This is a genomic window from Streptomyces sp. NPDC058308, assembly GCF_042880275.1.
In the GTDB taxonomy this organism is placed as follows: domain Bacteria; phylum Actinomycetota; class Actinomycetes; order Streptomycetales; family Streptomycetaceae; genus Streptomyces.
Genome location: NZ_JBHVZA010000027.1, coordinates 78129 through 94793 on the forward strand (window position 1 = coordinate 78129; position 16665 = coordinate 94793).

Consider the following 16665-nt stretch of genomic DNA (forward strand, 5'->3'; position numbering starts at 1 on the left):
CGGACACCCCGATCTGCCGACGGCTCGCGATCAGTTGCGCGTACTCGTCGGGGGGCCGTCTCGTCGTCGCGGGGCCGTGCTGCTGGCCCGCCACCCTGACCAGTGCCGCTGGACCGAGCGCGTCACGCGGCACCGAGCGGGCAGCCGAGCCGCATGTTCCAGCGTCCGGAGCGTCCGCTGAGTTCCGTCGTCGACAACGGCAGGACATCGAACCGCCAGAAGGCGGACAGCGGCGCCCCCGTCGCATGGACGGCCGCCGCCCGCACCACCTCGGGCTCCACAACGGCGACGACGCGTCCGGACGGGGTGTCCGCCCGGAGCGCGTCCAGCCACTCGGCCACACGCGAGCACACGTCCGCCACGGACTCTCCGCCCGGAGCCGCGGCCTCCGGCTCGGTCAGCCAACGGCCCACCGCCTGCGGTTCCGCGGCACTCACTTCCTCCAGCGACCTGCCGCGCCACCTGCCCGGGTCGAGACCGGCCAGAGAGGGTGCCTCCAGGCGCGCCCCGAGGCCGAGTGCGTCGGCGGTCTGCGCACAGCGCGCGCCGGGGGAGACGAGGACCTGGCATCCCGTGGGCAGGGTTCCGGCCGCCCGACGCGTCTGTGCCGCGCCGGCCGGGTCGAGGGGCTCGCCGTCGCCGAACACGCCGCGCCGCGCCGCGGCGGTCAGGGCAGGCGCGACGAGCAGCACGCGCGTGGTCACTGGACGTCCTTCCGCTGGTGGGTGCCGGAGCCCGCTTCCGCAGGCTTCGGGTGCGCCGCACCCCGCACGAATCGTCGGAGGTGCGCGCGCACGGCGTCGGGCCGCTCCAACCAGGGTTCGTGCCCGGCGCCCTCGATCCGCGTCAGTGGAAGACCGAGCCGGAGCGCCAGTGAAGCGAGTGATGACAGAGGGCGCGGATCGTCGGTCCCACCGAGGAGCTCCGTTCGCGCGGGCAGGCGCGCGGACAGGTCGTCGAGATGTTCGTCGAGCGGGTCCGCGCGGCCTTCCCTGCCGAGGTCACCGTTCATCGCCCAGTTGACCGGGCGCCGCCGCCGGGCGCTCTGCGCGGCCCAGGCCCATCCGCGTCCGGGATCGGCGTGGTCGGTGAACCAGGACAGGGTGAGCAACTCGACTTCCTGCTCCTCCGTGCGGCCCGGCAGTTCCTCCAGTGCGCGGAGCCGCTCCCGCCGCGCCGCGGACATGCGGCGGCCGCGCTCCGCCCGGTAGCCGGTACGCCAGTCACCGACGAACGGCCCGCACATCAGCAGCATCCCGGCGACCCGCCCGGGGTGCTTCAGGCAGAACCGGCTCGCAAGGTCGGTGCCGTACGAGTGCCCGATCAGCACGGCCCTCGGCGCGTCCCACGCGTCGAGCAGCTCAGCGAGATCGTCGACGTGCCGCGCCAGGCAATGGCGGCCCTCCCAAGGGGACCGGCCGGTGCCACGCTGGTCGTACCGGTACACGGGCGCGAGGTCCGCGACCATGGAGGCGACCTCGCCCAGATAGTCCGGCAGCCCCGGACCGCCATGGAGCATGACCACCGGCGTCCGCCGAGCCGTGCCCCGTAGCGCCGTCCAATGCAATCGCGCCTCGTCGCTCATCGATGCGAGGCCCTGCGTCTGAATCGAGGTCACCGCGCAAACCTACCCGGATGTTCCGTGGGCGCCCCCGCTGCCGAGCGTCGGGCCAACAGGGGCCCCACCAGTCGCACACGGCCGCTGAACAGGGGCGTACGCGGTGGTATACGCGCTCGCGTGTGACACCCCCGCACCTGGGGTGCAAGTTGTCAGCAGATCAGTTGCGCACTAATGTCACCACGCCTTGGTGCACGGGAAATCCGGTGTGATGCCGGTGCGGCCCTCGCCACTGTGATCGGGAAGTCCGGCTCCAGCCCTCGCGGCAGCCACTGGGTACTCACGTACCCGGGAAGGCGGAGTCCGGTCGGTACGACCCGTCAGCCAGGAGACCGGCCAAGGCGCGTTGTCCATCCACGAGGTGCTGGAGAGGGTCTGCCGAGCCATGCACATAGCCGAGGGTTTCCTCCCACCGGCGCACGCGATCGCCTGGGGCGTAGCGTCCGCGCCGTTCGTCGTCCACGGAGTCCGCTCCCTGACCCGTGAGGTCAGGGAGCACCCGGAGAGCACCCTGCTCCTCGGCGCCTCCGGGGCCTTCACATTCGTCCTTTCCGCGCTGAAGATCCCGTCCGTCACGGGCAGTTGCTCGCACCCGACGGGCACCGGCCTCGGAGCGATCCTGTTCCGGCCGCCCATCATGACGGTGCTCGGCACCATCACCCTGCTCTTCCAGGCCCTGCTGCTCGCCCACGGCGGGCTCACCACCCTGGGCGCCAACGTGTTCTCGATGGCGATCGTCGGGCCCTGGGCGGGATACGCGGTCTACCGGCTCCTCAAGCGGTACGACGTGCCGCTCATGGTCGCCGTGTTCTTCGGGGCGTTCGTCGCCGACCTGTCCACCTACTGCGTCACCAGCGTTCAGCTGGCACTGGCGTTCCCCGACCCCAGCAGCGGATTCCTGGGCGCCCTGGGCAAGTTCGGCGGCATCTTCGCCGTCACCCAGATCCCGCTCGCGGTCAGCGAAGGACTGCTCACCGTCCTGGTGATGCGGCTGCTCGTGCAGTCCAGCAAGGGCGAGCTCACCCGGCTCGGCGTGCTGCTGCAGGGCAGCCCGACCGTGCCGACGGCCAAGACGGAGACGGGGGCCAACGCCTGATGAGCCGGAACGCGAAGATCAACATTCTGCTGCTCGTGGTCGTCGCCGCGCTCGCGGTGCTGCCCCTGGCACTCGGGCTCGGTGACGACAAGGAGGAGCCGTTCACCGGCGCCGACGCGCAGGCCGAGACGGCGATCACCGAGATCGAGCCGGACTACGAACCGTGGTTCTCCCCGCTGTACGAACCCCCTTCCGGGGAGATCGAGTCGGCGCTCTTCGCCCTGCAGGCGGCCATGGGTGCCGGTGTGCTCGCGTACTACTTCGGGCTGCGCAAGGGGCGCCGCCAGGGCGCCGAGCAGATGCTGGAGCAGGGCGAGCGGTCCGGTTCACCGACCGGTTCGCCGACCGGAACGCCGGCTGAAACGCTGGCCGACGCGGCGGACAAGCGGCCCGAGACCGAGCAGGTCTGACCCGGCGTGCTGCCCATCGACGCGGCGGCGCACAGCAGCCGCTGGCGCCGCCGACACCCCGTGGACAAGGCCGTACTCGGGCTCGGCCTCACCGTCCTCGCCATCTCCCTGCCGCCCTGGCCGGGCGCCGCCCTGGTGGTCCTCGCGGCGCTCGTCCTGCTGCTCGGGCCCGCAGGCGTACCGCCCCGCAAGCTGTGGCGGGCCTACCGTGTGCCGCTCGGCTTCTGCGTCACGAGCGCCCTGACCCTGCTCGTCCAACTCGGCAGCCCCGACGGGTTCGTGACGCTCGCCGACGGCGGTCCGGCGCGCGCGGGCGGCCTGCTCCTGCGGACCTCCGCCGCCTCGCTCGGGGTGCTCCTGTTCGCCTTCACCACGCCGATGTCGGACCTGCTGCCGCGGCTGGTGAAGGCGGGCGTGCCCGCACCGGTCGTGGACGTCGCACTCGTCACGTACCGGATGAGTTTCCTGCTCCTGGACTCCATGAGCCGGATCCGTCAGGCGCAGGCCGCCCGGCTCGGCCACACCACCCGCGCGGCCACCTGGCGCTCCCTCGCCGGTCTCGGCGCCACCGCGTTCGTGCGGGCCTTCGACCGGGCGGGCCGGCTGCAGGCCGGGCTCGCCGGACGCGGCTACGACGGCACGCTGCGGGTCCTCGTGCCCGACGCCCGGATCTCACGGCGCTTCGTGGCCGCGGCCGCGGTGCTCCTCGCGGGCCTCGTGGCCCTCACCCTCGCACTGGAAAGGTTCCTTCCATGACCGAGCCGAGGGCTCTTCGCGAGCCGGTCGCCCGCGGCGGGCCGAGCGAGCCCCTGGTCGCCCTGCGCGGCGCGTCCTACGCCTACGAGGACGGGCCCACCGTGCTCGAAGGCCTGGACTTCGACGTCGTCGCGGGCCGCGCCCTCGCCCTGCTGGGACGCAACGGCAGCGGCAAGACCACCCTCATGCGGCTGCTCAGCGGGGGACTGCGCCCCGCCGCGGGCGGGCTGACGCTCGAAGGGGTCCCCGTGAGGTACGACCGCAAGGGCCTGACCCGGCTGCGCACCACCGTCCAGCTGGTCGTCCAGGACCCGGACGACCAGCTGTTCGCGGCCTCCGTCGAGCAGGACGTGTCGTTCGGCCCGCTGAACCTCGGCCTGCCCGACGCCGAGGTCCGGGCGCGGGTCGCCGAGGCGCTCGCCGCACTCGACATCGTGGCGCTGGCCGACCGCCCGACCCACCTGCTCTCCTACGGCCAGCGCAAACGGACCGCCATCGCCGGCGCCGTGGCGATGCGCCCCCGCGTCCTCGTCCTCGACGAGCCGACCGCGGGCCTCGACCCCGACGGCCAGGAGCGCCTCCTCGCCACGCTGCAGAGGCTGCGGGACGCCGGGACGACCGTGGTCATGGCGACCCACGACGTGGACCTGGCGCTGCGCTGGGCCGACGACGCGGCGCTGCTCACCCCCGCCGGGGTGCGGACCGGGCCGGTCGCCGAGATGCTGGGCCGGCGGGACCTGCTGGCGCAGGCCGGGCTCCACCTGCCGTGGGGGATCGCCGTCGGGGAGCTCCTGCGCACGCACGGCCTGGCGGTCGGTACGGGCGAGGGCCCGCGCACCGCGGAGGAGTTGGCCGCACTGGTGGCCGCGGCGGGGGAGCGCTGAGCGAGCCGCCCCTCCCGGCGTCCGGCTGTCGGGTGGCTGCTCAGCAGTGGCGGTACACGTAGCCGTCCTCGCCCGCGGGCCGGACGTCGCGGTCGCGCAGCGTGATGGACAGGTCCTTGCCCCAGGTGCGGCAGGCGGCGTCGAAGTCCTTGCGCACATACTCGATGTCGAAGACCTTCCCGTCGTATGCGGACGCGAAGTCGGGGCACTCCTTGTAGTGGGCGCACTCCTCGGTGACGGCGAAGTCGAAGCCGATGTGCTTGCGCCGGTCAAGGAGGTCGGTGGTGTTCTTCTGCGCGATGGCGAGGCCCTTGTCGTGCGCCCGCCGGGCGAGGAGCCGGGCGAAGTCCGCCGCGTCGTCGGGCGTGAGGAGGTCGTCGGAGCGCTCGTAGGAGTCGAGGTTGTCGGGCTCCACCGCGTCGAAGCCCGCCTCCGCGCAGCCGTCGATCCACTTGCCGACGATCTCGGCGAGGGCGGCGCGCTTCTTCGCCGTGGAGATGTCGAGCAGCGGCTCGTTCCAGTCCTCGTCGACGACCGGGTCCCCCTCGTCGTCACGCAGCACGAGAGTGGGGTGCTCGCGCTCCCACCAGCGGGTCGTCTTCTTGCCCGGCTGGGCCTGGAAGGCGTTGACGTAACAGATGTTGTAGCGGCCCGGGGCGGGATCAGCGGTGCGGTCGCGCGAGACGGCGCGCACCTTGGAGGGGGGCGTGTACGGGCCGCCCAGCTGGTAGTCGAACGCCGCGTCGACGGGCGGCTGCCGGACGCCGCCCCCGGTGCGCTTGGTGCGGTCGGTGTCTTCGGAGTCGCCGGAGGAGCAGCCGGCGAGGAGGGCGAGGAGCACCGCACCGCCGAGACCGATCCGCACGGACCGCCGTGCGCCTGCCCGTGCCCGGGTGGTCGGCGCGGAGCCCGTCGGCCGCACGAAAACGTCCTCTTCGACCCCCGCGCGATGGGTCTCGTCGGTCTGTGCGGAGCGGTTCTTGCTGGTAAGCCACTTGATCACGGTCACCCGACCAGGATCGCAGCCCCCGCCCGCGGCACGTGCGGCGGGCGGGCGCTCAGGTCAGGCCACGGCACGTCGGGCCACGCGAGGTCACGTCAGATTCAGCGCGCTCGCCGTCTGCTCGGCCATACCGGCCTCACCGGCGGAGTTGGGGTGCACGGGGACGAAGTTCGTGCCGAACAGGACCGGTTCGATCCAGCGCTGGTCCGCCGGGCGGCACGCGTCGTGCGCGTCGGACGCGGCGGCCATGTCGACGTACGTAGCGCCGGTCTCCGAAGCGGCCCGCCGCGCCGCGCCGTTCAAGTGGCCTTGCAGATCGCGGAGGTAGGGGACGTCGCCCTCGGCGAGGGGCATCTTGAGGAAGCAGCCCGGCACGGACTTCGCCGGAGTGATCCACGGGTAGCCGAGGATCGCGATCCTCGCCTTCGGCGACCTGGCCTTGATCTGGTTCAGCGACGCCTTGATCGACGGGTATGTCTTCGTCTCGACCTCGTCCTTGAAGGTGTCGCCGTACCGGTCCTTGCAGGGGCTGCCCTTGCCGCCCGAGAGGACCCCCGCGCTGCCGCAGGCCAGGATGGAGCTGATGAACGTGTTGTTGTCGTTGCCGCCGATGGTGAGGGTCACCACCTGCGTATCGCTCTTGAGGGCGTCGAACTGCGGGGCGACGCCCGGGTACTGGGCCGTGGTGAAGTGCTGGGTCTGGGCGCCCCCGCAGGTCACGTCGGTGAGCTTCGCGCCGAGCGAGGCGGCGAGGAGGTGCGGGTAGTTCTTCGACGTGCGGGCACAGAGGAGGGGCGCCCCGGGGTCGAGGGGGAGCACGCCCGAACCGGCGCTGTAACTGTCCCCGAGGGCGACGTAGCGCAGCGGCTCCGAGGTGTCGGCGGCGGCGGGTCCCGCGGCGACGCCGAGCGCGGCGACTCCTGTGACGGCGGCGACGACCGCGACGGTGCGATGCGGAGCGGGCATGCGCATGAGGATTCTCCTCCGGGCAGGGGGGGAGCGCGGGTGGGGGCGGGGCGAGGCTTCCAGAAGTGGGGCGTGTGCAACGTAGTTCACGACGGGACAGTTCACTACGTGTGTGCGTGCGCGTCCGCGCGAGACGGTTTGGCATCCGGGTGACAAGGGCGGTGCGGTGGGCCGGTGGCGGCGCACGATCTCGCGGATCGCGCGGGAGGAGTACGTCGTGTCGGCCGGCGCCGTATCGCCCGGCCCAGATCGCCGGTGGCGTCGTCCTGCGCGAGCAGAGGCGTAAGCAGGTGTTTCGCTCGCACACGCTGGGCACCCGGTCGGCGACGGCGGCCCGGTCCACGGGGTGGACCACAGGGCCGGACCGCACACCGACAAGCAAGGAGGATCACATGACCACCGCACGCGAGATCATGACTCCGGGCGCGGAGTGCGCCGGGGCCGAGGAGACCGTCCTCCAGGCAGCCGCCAAGCTCACCGAGCTCGACGTCGGGGCGCTGCCCATCTGCGGGACCGACAACCGCCTCAAGGGCGTCATCACCGACCGGGACATCGTGGTCAAGGTGGTGGGCAAGGGCAAGGACCCGTCCAAGGTCCTCGTCGGGGAACTCGCCCAGAGCGAAGCGGTGACCATCGGTGCGGACGACAGCGTCGACGAAGTCTTCGCGACCATGACCGGCCACAAGGTGCGTCGGCTGCCCGTGATCGACGGCCACGCCCTGGTGGGCATGGTCGCGCTCGCCGACGCCGCCCGCGCCCTGCACGACCCCAAGGCCGGACAGCTCCTGGAGGCGCTCTCCACGGACTGACCCGTGCATCCCGGAACCTGAACGACCAGCCGCCGTGGGACGGGCCACCCGCCCCACGGCGGCGGTCGATGGCGGTCAGGACCTGCCCGAGTACTGCGCGCGGCAATGGGCGAGGCCGTTTGCGGGTGAAGGCACGATCAGGTTCAGCGGGCGCCGTCACGGTCAGTTCAGCGGGTGACGGTTACCCCGGGGGCCGCAGCACGACAGGCATCCGGGTCCTCTTCGGTGCCGCCCGGCGGCGTGGCCGCGATGATGGTGTCCAGCGCAGCGCGCGCGGCCACGAGATCCGCTATGGCACTGTCGAGCCGCTCTCGTTCCCGGTGCAGATCGGGAAGCATGCCGGAACAGGCGGGCACCAGTCCTTGGCCGTCGTTGACCGTACAGGGCAGCAGTTCGGCGATGGTGCGGGTACTGAGACCGGCGGCCAGCAGGGTGCGGATGCCCTGGACCGTGCGTGCGTCCTCTTCGTCGTACTCGCGATACCCGCTCGGCCGGCGCCGGGGCTGCAGCAGCCCCTGCTCCTCGTAGTAGCGCAGCAGACGCTGGCTGACCCCGGTCCGACGGGAAAGAGCTCCGATACGCACGTGACCGCCACCACACAGATTGGAATTGACTCTCACACCGATGTGAAACTCTAACCTGCCACTCATGACAACAACACAGCCGTCAATTCGCCGGCACAGCAACCCCGTTACCGTCGTCGGCCTGGGGCCCATGGGTATGGCGCTCGCTGAGGCGCTCCTGGAACGAGGCCACCCTCTGACCGTCTGGAACCGGACTTCGGAAAAGGCCGACAGCCTTGTCGCCCGCGGCGCTCGCCGCGCGGTGAGCGTCGCCGAGGCGGTGTCCGCGAGCCCCGTCACGGTCATGTGCCTCAATAACTACGAAACCATGTACGGCGTGTTCGACTCGACCGATGACGCTTTGGCGGGTCGCGTGCTGGTCAATCTCAATTCCGGTACACCGAAGGAAGCCCACGCGGCGGTCGGTTGGGCGGACGAGCGCAACGTGGAATACCTCGACGGGGCGATCATGGTGCCACCGACGCTCGTCGGAGATCCCGAATCCGTCTTCCTGTACAGCGGTTCGCAGGACGTTTTCGACAAACACCGGGCGACGCTGGAGAGTATGGGCGATCCCCGCTACCTCGGCCCCGACCCGGGCCTGGCGGTGCTCTACAACACGGCACTGCTCGAAATGATGTACGCGACCATGAACGGCTGGCTGCACGCGACAGCTCTGGTCGGCTCGGCGAACGTCTCGGCGGTCAAGTTCGCCGAGCTCGCCCTCGGCGGGTTCATGCCCGCGGTGGTGGACCCCGCGTTTCTCCTCGCCCGGGCGCCCGACCTGGACAAGGCCAACTACCCCGGCGACCTCGGCACCATGGAGATGAACCTGAACGCGCTGGCCCACATCGCCCGCACCAGCCAGGAACAGGGCGTCCACTCCGGCCAGCCCGGGCTGATGAAGGAAATCGCCGAGGCGGCAGTCGCCGATGGCCACGGCAGCCGGAACTACCTGGCCGTCTTCGAGATCTTCAAGAAGGGGGCACAGGCCCGATGACTGATTCTCCTTCGGCCGGGTGGTGACGCCGACGCTTCACTGGAGCAGGACCGTGACGCCGTACCGTTCGAGCAGCCGCACGATCTCCTCGAAGTAGGAGAGTCCGTCCTGCGGATGCTCCACGCCGTCCGCCAGCGCGCGGCGAGCGACCTCGGAGTCGTGCCAGGTCAGGGTGAAGGGTGGGGCCACTCCGAAGCCACCGCCCAGGCAGTCCTTGAAGGCGTTCCACTCCCGGCCGAAGTAGCGGCCGGGCCCGAGCAGGGCCTCGGCCATCGCGCAGTGCAGCCCTGGAACGTCCGTGACGAACCGGCCGTCGAGATGGTGCTCGCCGCCGGACCGATCCGGCTGGGGCGTGGGCACCCGCCACGCGCGAGGGGTGAGGTCCAACCACGCGGCCCTGCCCCGCGAGTCGTACGGTACCCACAAGTTGGGCTCTGCCGGCGGGCCCTGATACCACTGCGCCCAGGCCCGGCGGTCCGCAGGCGACGGCCGATCATCTCCGCCATCGGCGAGGGTGATGTCGACGAGCGTGCCGCCGAGCACGGACGGTCGCGCTCCGGCGATGCCCAGGCCCACGGTGGTGGAGGCCATCACGGCACCATGACGATCCAGCACCAGGAGGTAGGCCCAGTCCCGCTCCGACCGACCGGGTCGCCGCAGCGCCGCGAGCAGGGGCTCCGCAGGTTCGCAGCCGATCAGCTCCATCGGAACAGGCGCCGGACCCACTCGCGCCTTGAACAGGCCGTCTACGGCGGAGCACTGACCTGCGTTCGCTGCGGCGACCGTCGTTCCCGCAAAGAGCTCGAAGCGCGGCGCCGAAGGCGGACGGAACCGCCTGGCCCGCACTCGAACTACGGCTCACGATCCTCGCGGCTGGGAGGAAGCCCGCTTCAAGGAGAGGGTTTCCCGGCCGACCGTCACTTTCCGAGAATGCCGCGGATATCGTCCACGTTTCCCCGGTGGGCGGCGAGTTGCTTCTCGCGCTCCGCGAGGAACGCCGCGCCGAGTTCCTCGCGCCGTTCCATGGCGACGTTCTCGCGGGCGTCGTTGAGGATCGTGCGCTCTTCCTCGTCGGTGTGGTGGGCGATGGCCTCGACGAGATTCTCCAGTTTCTCGTCCCATTCGTCCGAGCCGACCTCCTCGACCTGGAGCAGTTCGAGGAGCGCCTTGTTGCCCTCCTCGTGCTCCTCCTCGCCGTGCTCGACCTCTTCGTCGTCGATGTTCTTGTACCGGCGCAGCGCGGGGTACACCTCGGCTTCCTCCGCCAGGGCGTGCGCGATCAGCAGGTCGGCGAACTCACCGAGCGCGGCGGCCCGGTCGGCCTCCACGCTGCGCATGTCGCGGAAGAGGTCCTCCATGGTGCGGTGGTCCTGGAGGATCAGTTCGACGACGTCCTGCGTCGGGGGCATGGGGTCCGCCTTTCCTGGGCCGCGGCGCGCGTCGCCGGTCGGCCCGCTCGGTCTCCGGTTCAGGTAGCCGTGTACCCCGTGACCGGGGCTCATCCCGCGGAGCCACGGCGGAAGTCGCTCAGGAGGCGGTGTCCGCCCGGAGCCGGGCGATGAGCAGCTCCACCTCGCCGGGGCTGAGGTGGAGGAGCAGGGCGTCATCGGGTGCGCCCGGCGCGGCGGGGGCGACGACGAGCCGCACGGGCGCGCCGGGCGGCTCGGGCGCCGGGGCGTCGAAGGCCGGGGGCAGAGATGTCCGCCAGGAGATCAGTGCGTCGCGCAGGCGGCCGTGCGCCGAGGAGACATCGCGTGCGGCCCAGCCGGTGGTGGCGGCGTCGAGGCCGTCGGCCCGCCGCGGTCCGTTCTTCGCCGTGGTGTTCGCCATGGCCCCATCCTGGCCACCTCGTGGACCATCCGCCTCCGGTCGGCCGCAGAGGGAGTAACGATGACCGCGTACCGGCTAGGGAGGCGCCACTACGGGGGGAGCGGGCAACGGACTATTCGGATGCGTATGGCCCAGAAGCGCGGGTACAGGAGAAAAACCCAGCGAAATTTCACATCGTGGAAGGAGTACGGCGTGCTCAGGCCCGACCCGGCGATTCTGGACGCACTGCTCAACACCTACTCGACCCTGCGAGCCCAGCAGGTGGCCGAGGACTCACCCGAGATCCGTCGTCGGCTGGACGACGTCTCGTACACGCTGTGCGTATCCACCGGCACCCGGACCGTGGAAGCCGCCGTCGCGGCCGCCACGGCCCAGCTGTCCGCGACGGACCGCGACGAGATGCCCGGTTTGGCGGCCTGACCGCGGGGGCCGACGGGACTGCCGCGTCCCGGTTCGCCGCGCCACGGGCCCGCGCCTGCGCCAGGCTGGAGAGTGCCGGAGTGCCGGAGCGCGCCGAGGTGCCGAGCGCGTACGTACGCCGCAGTCCCGGAGGCCGGAGGTCTCGATGGAGCCCGTGGAGGCGTTGGAACGGATCGCCTTTCTGCTGGAGCGGGGCCGCGCGCCCACCTACCGGGTGCGGGCCTTCCGCACCGCGGCCGCCGTGGTCGCGGGGCTGGCCGAGGGCGAGGCCGGGCGCCGTGCCGCCGACGGCTCGCTGGAGTCGCTCAAGGGGATCGGGCCCAAGACCGCCGGTGTCGTCCGTGAGGCGCTGGCCGGCGGTGTGCCGGGTTACCTGGAGCGGTTGGAGGACGAGGCACACACGCCGATCGCCGAGGGCGGCGCCGCACTCAGGGCGCTGCTGCGCGGCGACTGCCACCTGCACTCCGACTGGTCGGACGGCGGCAGCCCCATCGAGGAGATGGGCCGGGCGGCGCGGGCGGTCGGCCACGAGTGGGCGGTGCTCACGGACCATTCGCCGCGGCTGACCATCGCCCGTGGCCTTTCACCGGAACGGCTGCGCGAGCAGCTTGATGTGGTGGCCGCGCTCAACGAGAGCTGGGCCCCCTTCCGGCTGCTCACCGGGATCGAGTGCGACATCCTCGACGACGGATCGCTCGACCAGGAGCCGGAACTGCTCGACCGGCTCGACGTGGTGGTCGTGTCCGTGCACTCCAAGCTGCGCATGGACGCGGCCGCGATGACACGCCGCATGGTGGCCGCGGTCAGCGACCCCCGGGCCGATGTCCTCGGGCACTGCACCGGACGGCTGGTCACCGGGCGGGGCAGGCCGGAGTCGCAGTTCGACGCGGACGAGGTGTTCGCCGCGTGCGCGGCCGCGGGCACGGCGGTGGAGATCAACAGCCGCCCCGAGCGGCTCGACCCGCCACGCAGGCTGCTGCGCCGGGCCGTGGACGCCGGGGCGCTGTTCTCCGTGGACACCGACGCCCATGCGCCCGGCCAGCTGGACTGGCAGGTCATCGGGTGCGCCCGGGCCGAGGAGTGCGGCGTCCCGGCCGAGCGGGTCGTGAACACCTGGCCGGTGGCGGAACTTCTGGCCTGGACACGGAAGAGCCGGGCCCGGTCGACGTCCTGAATGGCACGACGTCCCGAACAGCACGAACGCAGGCTCAGCTGCCGTCGTCCAGCGCCGTCAGCACCCGGTCCGGTGTGAGCGGCAGTTCGCGCAGGCGCACCCCGGTCGCGTGATGCACCGCGTTGCCGATGGCCGCCGCCGTCCCGACGATGCCGATCTCGCCGACGCCCTTGCTGCCCATCGGATTGAGATGGGCGTCGTCCTCGTCCACCCAGTGCGCCTCGATCACGGGCACGTCGGCGTGGGCAGGCACGTGGTAGGCGGCGAGGTCGGACTCCACGAAGTCGCCGAAGGCGGCATCCATCGTGCTGCTCTCGGTCAGCGCCATCCCGAGCCCCATGGTCATGCCGCCGATGAACTGCGAGCGAGCGGTACGGGAGTTGAGGATGTGTCCCGCGGCGTAGACGCCCAGGAGGCGGCGCACCCGGACCTCGCCGGTCACCGTGTCGACGCCGACCTCGGCGAAGTGGGCGCCGAAGGCGTGCCGGGCGTAGTCGCTGTCGGCGTCGGCGGTGCCCGCCGTGTCGGCCGTGGCGCCGACGCCCTCCGGGGGCAGCGGCTGCCCTTCCTGGCCCGCCAGCCGCTCGGCGAGGCGGGAGCAGGCCTCGTGGACGGCCCAGCCCCAGGAGGCCGTCCCCATGGAACCGCCGGCCAGCGGCGCCGCCGGAAGGTCGCTGCTCCCGATCTCGGTGCGCACCCGCTCCACCGGCACGCCGAGCGCGTCGGCGGCGACCTGGGCGAGCACGGTGCGCGCGCCCGTACCGATGTCGGTGGCGTTGACCTGGACCACGAAGCTGCCGTCGGGGTAGGCGTGGGCGGCGGCCCGGGACGGCGAGGCATTGGCCGGATACGTCGCCGAGGCGACGCCGCTGCCCACCAGGACGGGCCCTTCCCGGCGCGCGCGGGGTCGCGGGTCGCGCTCGGCCCAGCCGAACCGGCGGGCCCCCTCCCGCAGGCATTCGGCGAGGTGGCGGCTGCTGAACGGCAGAGAGCTGTCGGGTTCCTTGTCGGTGTCGTTGCGCAGCCGCAGCTCGACGGGGTCGATGCCGGCCGCCGCGGCAAGCTCGTCCATCGCCGACTCCAGCGCGTACATGCCGGGCGCCTCGCCCGGGGCCCGCATCCAGGAGGGGCTCGGCACATCGAGGGGCACCACGCGGTGGGTGGTGCGGCCGTGCGCGGAGGGGTACATGACGCGTGTCGCGGCGGCGGCCGTCTCCATGAACTCCTTGAGCCGGGAGGTGTACGCGGTCACCTCGTGGATCACGGAGGTCAGCGTGCCGTCCGCTTCCGCGGCCAGCCGCACCCGGTGCAGCGTCGCGGAGCGGTGGCCCACGACGGCCGGCAGCTGCCGCCGGGGGAGGGAGAGCTTCACCGGCCTGCCGGTCACCCGGGCGGCCATCGCGGCGAGCACCACGTGCGGCCGGGGCGTGCCCTTGGAGCCGAAGCCGCCGCCGACGTGTTCGGAGACGACCGTGATCCGGTCCTTCGGCAGTTCGAACAGGCCGGCCAGGACGTCGCGGACGGTGGTGGCGCCCTGGCTGGAGTCGTGCACGGTCAGGTGCCCGTCGTGCCAGCGGGCCGTGGCCGCGTGCGGCTCCATGGGGTGGTTGTGGAGGGGCGGCACCCGGTAGTCGGCGTCGACGCGCACGGGCGCGGCGTCGAAGGCCTTCTCGGCGTCGCCGCGCACGTGCTCACCGGATGTGCCGTCCGTGTCCTCGGGTACGTAGGCGTCGGGGTGGTCGGCACGCAGGGTGACGTCATGGGGTTCTTCGGCATAGCTGATCCGTACGGCCGCGGCGCCTTCGCGTGCCGCCTCCAGGGTGTCGGCGACGACCAGCGCGACGTACCAGCCCCGGTGCGGGACGCGGGCGTCCTGCAGCACGGCGAGGGTCGCGTCGTCCGGCTCGGCCAGGCTCGGCGCGTTCAGGTGGCTGAGGACGGCGACGACACCGGGCAGCGCCAGGGCGGCCTCGTCGTCGACGGCCGTGACCTCTCCGCGCGCCACCGTGGCGGGCACGGGCCAGGCGTAGGCGCACCCCTCGGGCGAGTGCTCCGCGGCGTAGCGGGCGGCCCCGGCCACCTTGTCGGGACCCTCCCTGCGCTCGGTGGGCGCCCCGAGAGCACTGACGGTGTCCGGCATGAGTTCTCCCTGAAAGCGGATGTGACGGGGGTCAGGACGTGGTGGGCGATGCGGCCAGGCGCCGCAGGACGTCGCAGGCGAGATTGCGGGCGAGCCGCACCTTGAAGGCGTTGTCGCGCAAGGGCTCGGCGGCGGCGAGTTCGGCGTCGACGGCGCGCCGGAACGCCTCGTCGCTCGGCGCCGCGCCCAGCAGCGCCTCCTCGGCACGCAGGGCGCGCCAGGGCCGGTGGGCCAGACCGCCGAACGCGATCCGCACATGGCGTACGACGGACTCCTCGACGCCGAGCACCACTCCTACGGACGCGAGCGCGAAGGCGTACGAGGCACGGTCGCGTGCCTTGCGGTAGGCCGAAGGGAGGCCTGCGCCCGAGGGCGGCAGGACCACTCCGGTGATGAGCTCGCCGTGTGCGATCTCGGTGTCCTGGTCCGGCCGGTCGCCGGGCAGCCGGTGGAACTCGGCGGCGGGCAGCGTGCGCGCGCCCCGCGTGCCCTGCAGCTCGACCTGGGCGTCGAGCGCGGCGAGGGCGACCGCCATGTCGGAGGGGTGGGTGGCGACGCACTGCGGGGAGTGCCCGAGGACGGCGTGGTCACGGTTGACGCCGTCGCGCGCGCCGCAGCCGCTGCCGGGCGCCCGCTTGTTGCACGGCTTGCTCAGGTCCTGGAAGTAGGGGCAGCGGGTGCGCTGCAGCAGGTTGCCGCCCGTCGTGGCCACGTTGCGCAGCTGGCCCGACGCTCCGGAGAGCAGCGCCTGCGCAAGCACGGGATAGCGGTCACGGACCAGCGGGTGGGCGGCGAGGTCGCTGTTGCGCACGGTGGCGCCGACGCGGACGGAGCCGTCGCGGAGCTCCTCGACGGCGTCCAGCGGCAGGCGGCTGACGTCGATCAGCGTTCCGGGGGCCTCGACACCGAGTTTCATCAGGTCGACGAGGTTGGTGCCGCCACCGAGGTAGCGGGAGGCGGGGCGGCCGGCGTGGGCCGCGGTCGCCTCGTCGACGCTGTGGGCGCGTACGTACCTGAAGGTCTTCAACGGGCCACGTCCTCGACGGCTTCGACGATGTGCGGGTAGGCGCCGCAGCGGCACAGGTTGCCGCTGAGCCGCTCGCGGATCTCGTCCTTGCTGAGCCGTACGGGTGGACCGGCCTGCGCGGCCGGGTCCGTCACGTACGAGGCGCGGCCCGCCTCGGCCTCCGCCATGGCGCCGACGGCCGAACAGAGCTGCCCGGGGGTGCAGTAACCGCACTGGAAGGCGTCGCGCTCCACAAAGGCCCGCTGAAGGGGGTGCGGGCCCTCGCCGTCGGTGGCCCGCAGCCCTTCGACGGTGGTGATCTCGCACCCCTCGGTGGCGACGGCCAGCAGCAGGCAGCTGTTGGCGCGGCGCCCGTCGACGAGGACGGTACAGGCGCCGCACTGGCCGTGGTCGCAGCCCTTCTTGGCACCTGTCAGGTCCAGCTGCTCCCGCAGGACGTCAAGCAGTGTCGAACGGTGATCGACGACGGGGCTGCGGCTCTTTCCGTTCACCGTCATGGGCACTTCTGAATGGAACACGTCGGCTCCCATGGCGCACTGCTCCCTCGTCCTGAAACGGTCTGTGACGACATCGTTTGTCCAGCCTGAGTCAGAACACACATTCCGGCATGCCGGGAGCGACCGGATCGTCTGCGGAGCTCTTGACCGGAGGCCGTCTGCGGCGCCCTGAGCGCGGGTGCCAGTTTTCTCCGGCATCGGCGGGGCATGCGACAGAGGCAAGGCTGTACGGCGACGTACAGCAATTGACCACTATCGAGCCGGCGCTCTAATGGAGGCCCCTCATGCTGAAGGCTATTGCAGACGTTCTCCGTGCCATCGGTGGAGCCATTGCCACGGTGGTCACCCTGCCGTTCCGCGCGGTCGCGCGGCTCTTCGGAGGCGCTTCGGACACCGCCCACGGCCATCACTGACGGCCTGCACGACTGACGGAGTCCGTAAGAGTCCATAAGGAGGGGGCCGGAGCAAATGC

The 16665-nt window shown here is 72.0% G+C and carries 20 protein-coding genes and 1 riboswitch; of the genes, 9 read left to right on the forward strand and 11 right to left on the reverse strand.

Going from position 1 to position 16665, the window contains the following annotated elements; genetic code table 11:
* Positions 1–122: 122 nt before the first annotated feature.
* Positions 123–704, reverse strand: a complete 582-nt coding sequence (locus ACFVYL_RS30240; protein ID WP_389721510.1) for a histidine phosphatase family protein — start codon at positions 702–704, stop codon at positions 123–125.
* Positions 701–1618 carry an alpha/beta fold hydrolase gene (locus ACFVYL_RS30245; protein ID WP_389721512.1) on the reverse strand — a complete coding sequence of 306 codons (918 nt, stop codon included), beginning with the start codon at positions 1616–1618 and terminating at the stop codon, positions 701–703. The genes ACFVYL_RS30240 and ACFVYL_RS30245 overlap by 4 nt, the downstream gene beginning before the upstream one ends.
* A 171-nt stretch (positions 1619–1789) precedes the next feature.
* Positions 1790–1974, forward strand: a riboswitch (cobalamin riboswitch).
* 29 nt (positions 1975–2003) lie between these two features.
* Here ACFVYL_RS30245 and ACFVYL_RS30250 point away from each other — a divergent pair.
* The 4 genes from ACFVYL_RS30250 to ACFVYL_RS30265 are packed head-to-tail and all read left to right on the forward strand — an operon-like array spanning position 2004 to position 4764.
* Positions 2004–2714 (forward strand): energy-coupling factor ABC transporter permease, encoded by a 711-nt coding sequence (locus tag ACFVYL_RS30250; RefSeq protein WP_389721514.1) that lies wholly within the window; start codon positions 2004–2006, stop codon positions 2712–2714.
* Complete coding sequence (locus ACFVYL_RS30255; RefSeq protein WP_389721516.1) at positions 2714–3124, forward strand: energy-coupling factor ABC transporter substrate-binding protein; 411 nt, start codon at positions 2714–2716, stop codon at positions 3122–3124. The genes ACFVYL_RS30250 and ACFVYL_RS30255 overlap by 1 nt, the downstream gene beginning before the upstream one ends.
* 6 nt (positions 3125–3130) lie before the next feature.
* A complete protein-coding gene (gene cbiQ / locus ACFVYL_RS30260) occupies positions 3131–3880 on the forward strand; it encodes a cobalt ECF transporter T component CbiQ (RefSeq protein WP_389721518.1) in 750 nt (249 codons plus the stop codon).
* Positions 3877–4764 carry an energy-coupling factor ABC transporter ATP-binding protein gene (locus tag ACFVYL_RS30265; RefSeq protein WP_389721520.1) on the forward strand — a complete coding sequence of 296 codons (888 nt, stop codon included), beginning with the start codon at positions 3877–3879 and terminating at the stop codon, positions 4762–4764. Before cbiQ ends, ACFVYL_RS30265 begins: the two co-directional genes overlap by 4 nt.
* A gap of 40 nt (positions 4765–4804) precedes the next feature.
* On the opposite strand, the gene ACFVYL_RS30270 is transcribed toward ACFVYL_RS30265, so the two are convergent.
* Positions 4805–5629 (reverse strand): endo alpha-1,4 polygalactosaminidase, encoded by an 825-nt coding sequence (locus ACFVYL_RS30270; protein WP_389721556.1) that lies wholly within the window; start codon positions 5627–5629, stop codon positions 4805–4807.
* A 228-nt stretch (positions 5630–5857) separates the two neighbouring features.
* Complete coding sequence (locus ACFVYL_RS30275; protein ID WP_389721522.1) at positions 5858–6739, reverse strand: SGNH/GDSL hydrolase family protein; 882 nt, start codon at positions 6737–6739, stop codon at positions 5858–5860.
* Positions 6740–7125: 386 nt separating this feature from the next.
* On the opposite strand from ACFVYL_RS30275, the gene ACFVYL_RS30280 reads away from it, so the two are divergent.
* Entirely contained in the window at positions 7126–7542 is a 417-nt protein-coding gene (locus ACFVYL_RS30280; protein ID WP_389721524.1) for a CBS domain-containing protein, read from the forward strand.
* 167 nt (positions 7543–7709) lie between these two features.
* Here the strand turns inward: ACFVYL_RS30280 and ACFVYL_RS30285 are convergent, their stop codons facing one another.
* Positions 7710–8126 (reverse strand): MerR family transcriptional regulator, encoded by a 417-nt coding sequence (locus ACFVYL_RS30285; protein WP_389721526.1) that lies wholly within the window; start codon positions 8124–8126, stop codon positions 7710–7712.
* Between the two features lie 64 nt (positions 8127–8190).
* On the opposite strand from ACFVYL_RS30285, the gene ACFVYL_RS30290 reads away from it, so the two are divergent.
* Positions 8191–9105: an NAD(P)-dependent oxidoreductase gene (locus tag ACFVYL_RS30290; protein WP_389721528.1), complete on the forward strand. Its 915-nt coding sequence runs from the start codon at positions 8191–8193 to the stop codon at positions 9103–9105.
* Between the two features lie 36 nt (positions 9106–9141).
* Here the strand turns inward: ACFVYL_RS30290 and ACFVYL_RS30295 are convergent, their stop codons facing one another.
* The 3 genes from ACFVYL_RS30295 to ACFVYL_RS30305 all read right to left on the reverse strand — a co-directional run bounded on the left by ACFVYL_RS30295 (position 9142) and on the right by ACFVYL_RS30305 (position 10935).
* On the reverse strand, positions 9142–9696 hold the full coding sequence (locus ACFVYL_RS30295; RefSeq protein WP_389721530.1) for a barstar family protein: 555 nt from the start codon (positions 9694–9696) through the stop codon (positions 9142–9144).
* A 326-nt stretch (positions 9697–10022) separates the two neighbouring features.
* Positions 10023–10514 (reverse strand): hemerythrin domain-containing protein, encoded by a 492-nt coding sequence (locus ACFVYL_RS30300; protein WP_389721532.1) that lies wholly within the window; start codon positions 10512–10514, stop codon positions 10023–10025.
* A gap of 118 nt (positions 10515–10632) precedes the next feature.
* On the reverse strand, positions 10633–10935 hold the full coding sequence (locus tag ACFVYL_RS30305) for a hypothetical protein (RefSeq protein ID WP_389721534.1): 303 nt from the start codon (positions 10933–10935) through the stop codon (positions 10633–10635).
* Positions 10936–11127: 192 nt separating this feature from the next.
* Here ACFVYL_RS30305 and ACFVYL_RS30310 point away from each other — a divergent pair, with 192 nt between their 5' ends.
* Both ACFVYL_RS30310 and ACFVYL_RS30315 read left to right on the forward strand, forming a co-directional pair.
* On the forward strand, positions 11128–11355 hold the full coding sequence (locus ACFVYL_RS30310; RefSeq protein ID WP_389721536.1) for a DUF5133 domain-containing protein: 228 nt from the start codon (positions 11128–11130) through the stop codon (positions 11353–11355).
* Positions 11356–11500: 145 nt separating this feature from the next.
* A complete protein-coding gene (locus tag ACFVYL_RS30315) occupies positions 11501–12529 on the forward strand; it encodes a PHP domain-containing protein (protein ID WP_389721538.1) in 1029 nt (342 codons plus the stop codon).
* A gap of 34 nt (positions 12530–12563) precedes the next feature.
* Here the strand turns inward: ACFVYL_RS30315 and ACFVYL_RS30320 are convergent, their stop codons facing one another.
* Genes ACFVYL_RS30320 through ACFVYL_RS30330 form a run of 3 tightly spaced genes read right to left on the reverse strand, consistent with a single transcriptional unit; the run spans position 12564 to position 16226 of the window.
* Positions 12564–14669: a xanthine dehydrogenase family protein molybdopterin-binding subunit gene (locus ACFVYL_RS30320; protein ID WP_389721540.1), complete on the reverse strand. Its 2106-nt coding sequence runs from the start codon at positions 14667–14669 to the stop codon at positions 12564–12566.
* A gap of 31 nt (positions 14670–14700) precedes the next feature.
* Entirely contained in the window at positions 14701–15696 is a 996-nt protein-coding gene (locus ACFVYL_RS30325) for an FAD binding domain-containing protein (RefSeq protein WP_389721542.1), read from the reverse strand.
* On the reverse strand, positions 15693–16226 hold the full coding sequence (locus ACFVYL_RS30330; RefSeq protein WP_389721544.1) for a (2Fe-2S)-binding protein: 534 nt from the start codon (positions 16224–16226) through the stop codon (positions 15693–15695). The genes ACFVYL_RS30325 and ACFVYL_RS30330 overlap by 4 nt, the downstream gene beginning before the upstream one ends.
* Before the next feature lie 251 nt (positions 16227–16477).
* Here ACFVYL_RS30330 and ACFVYL_RS30335 point away from each other — a divergent pair, with 251 nt between their 5' ends.
* Positions 16478–16606, forward strand: a complete 129-nt coding sequence (locus ACFVYL_RS30335) for an LPFR motif small protein (protein WP_263398772.1) — start codon at positions 16478–16480, stop codon at positions 16604–16606.
* Positions 16607–16665 lie beyond the last annotated feature (59 nt).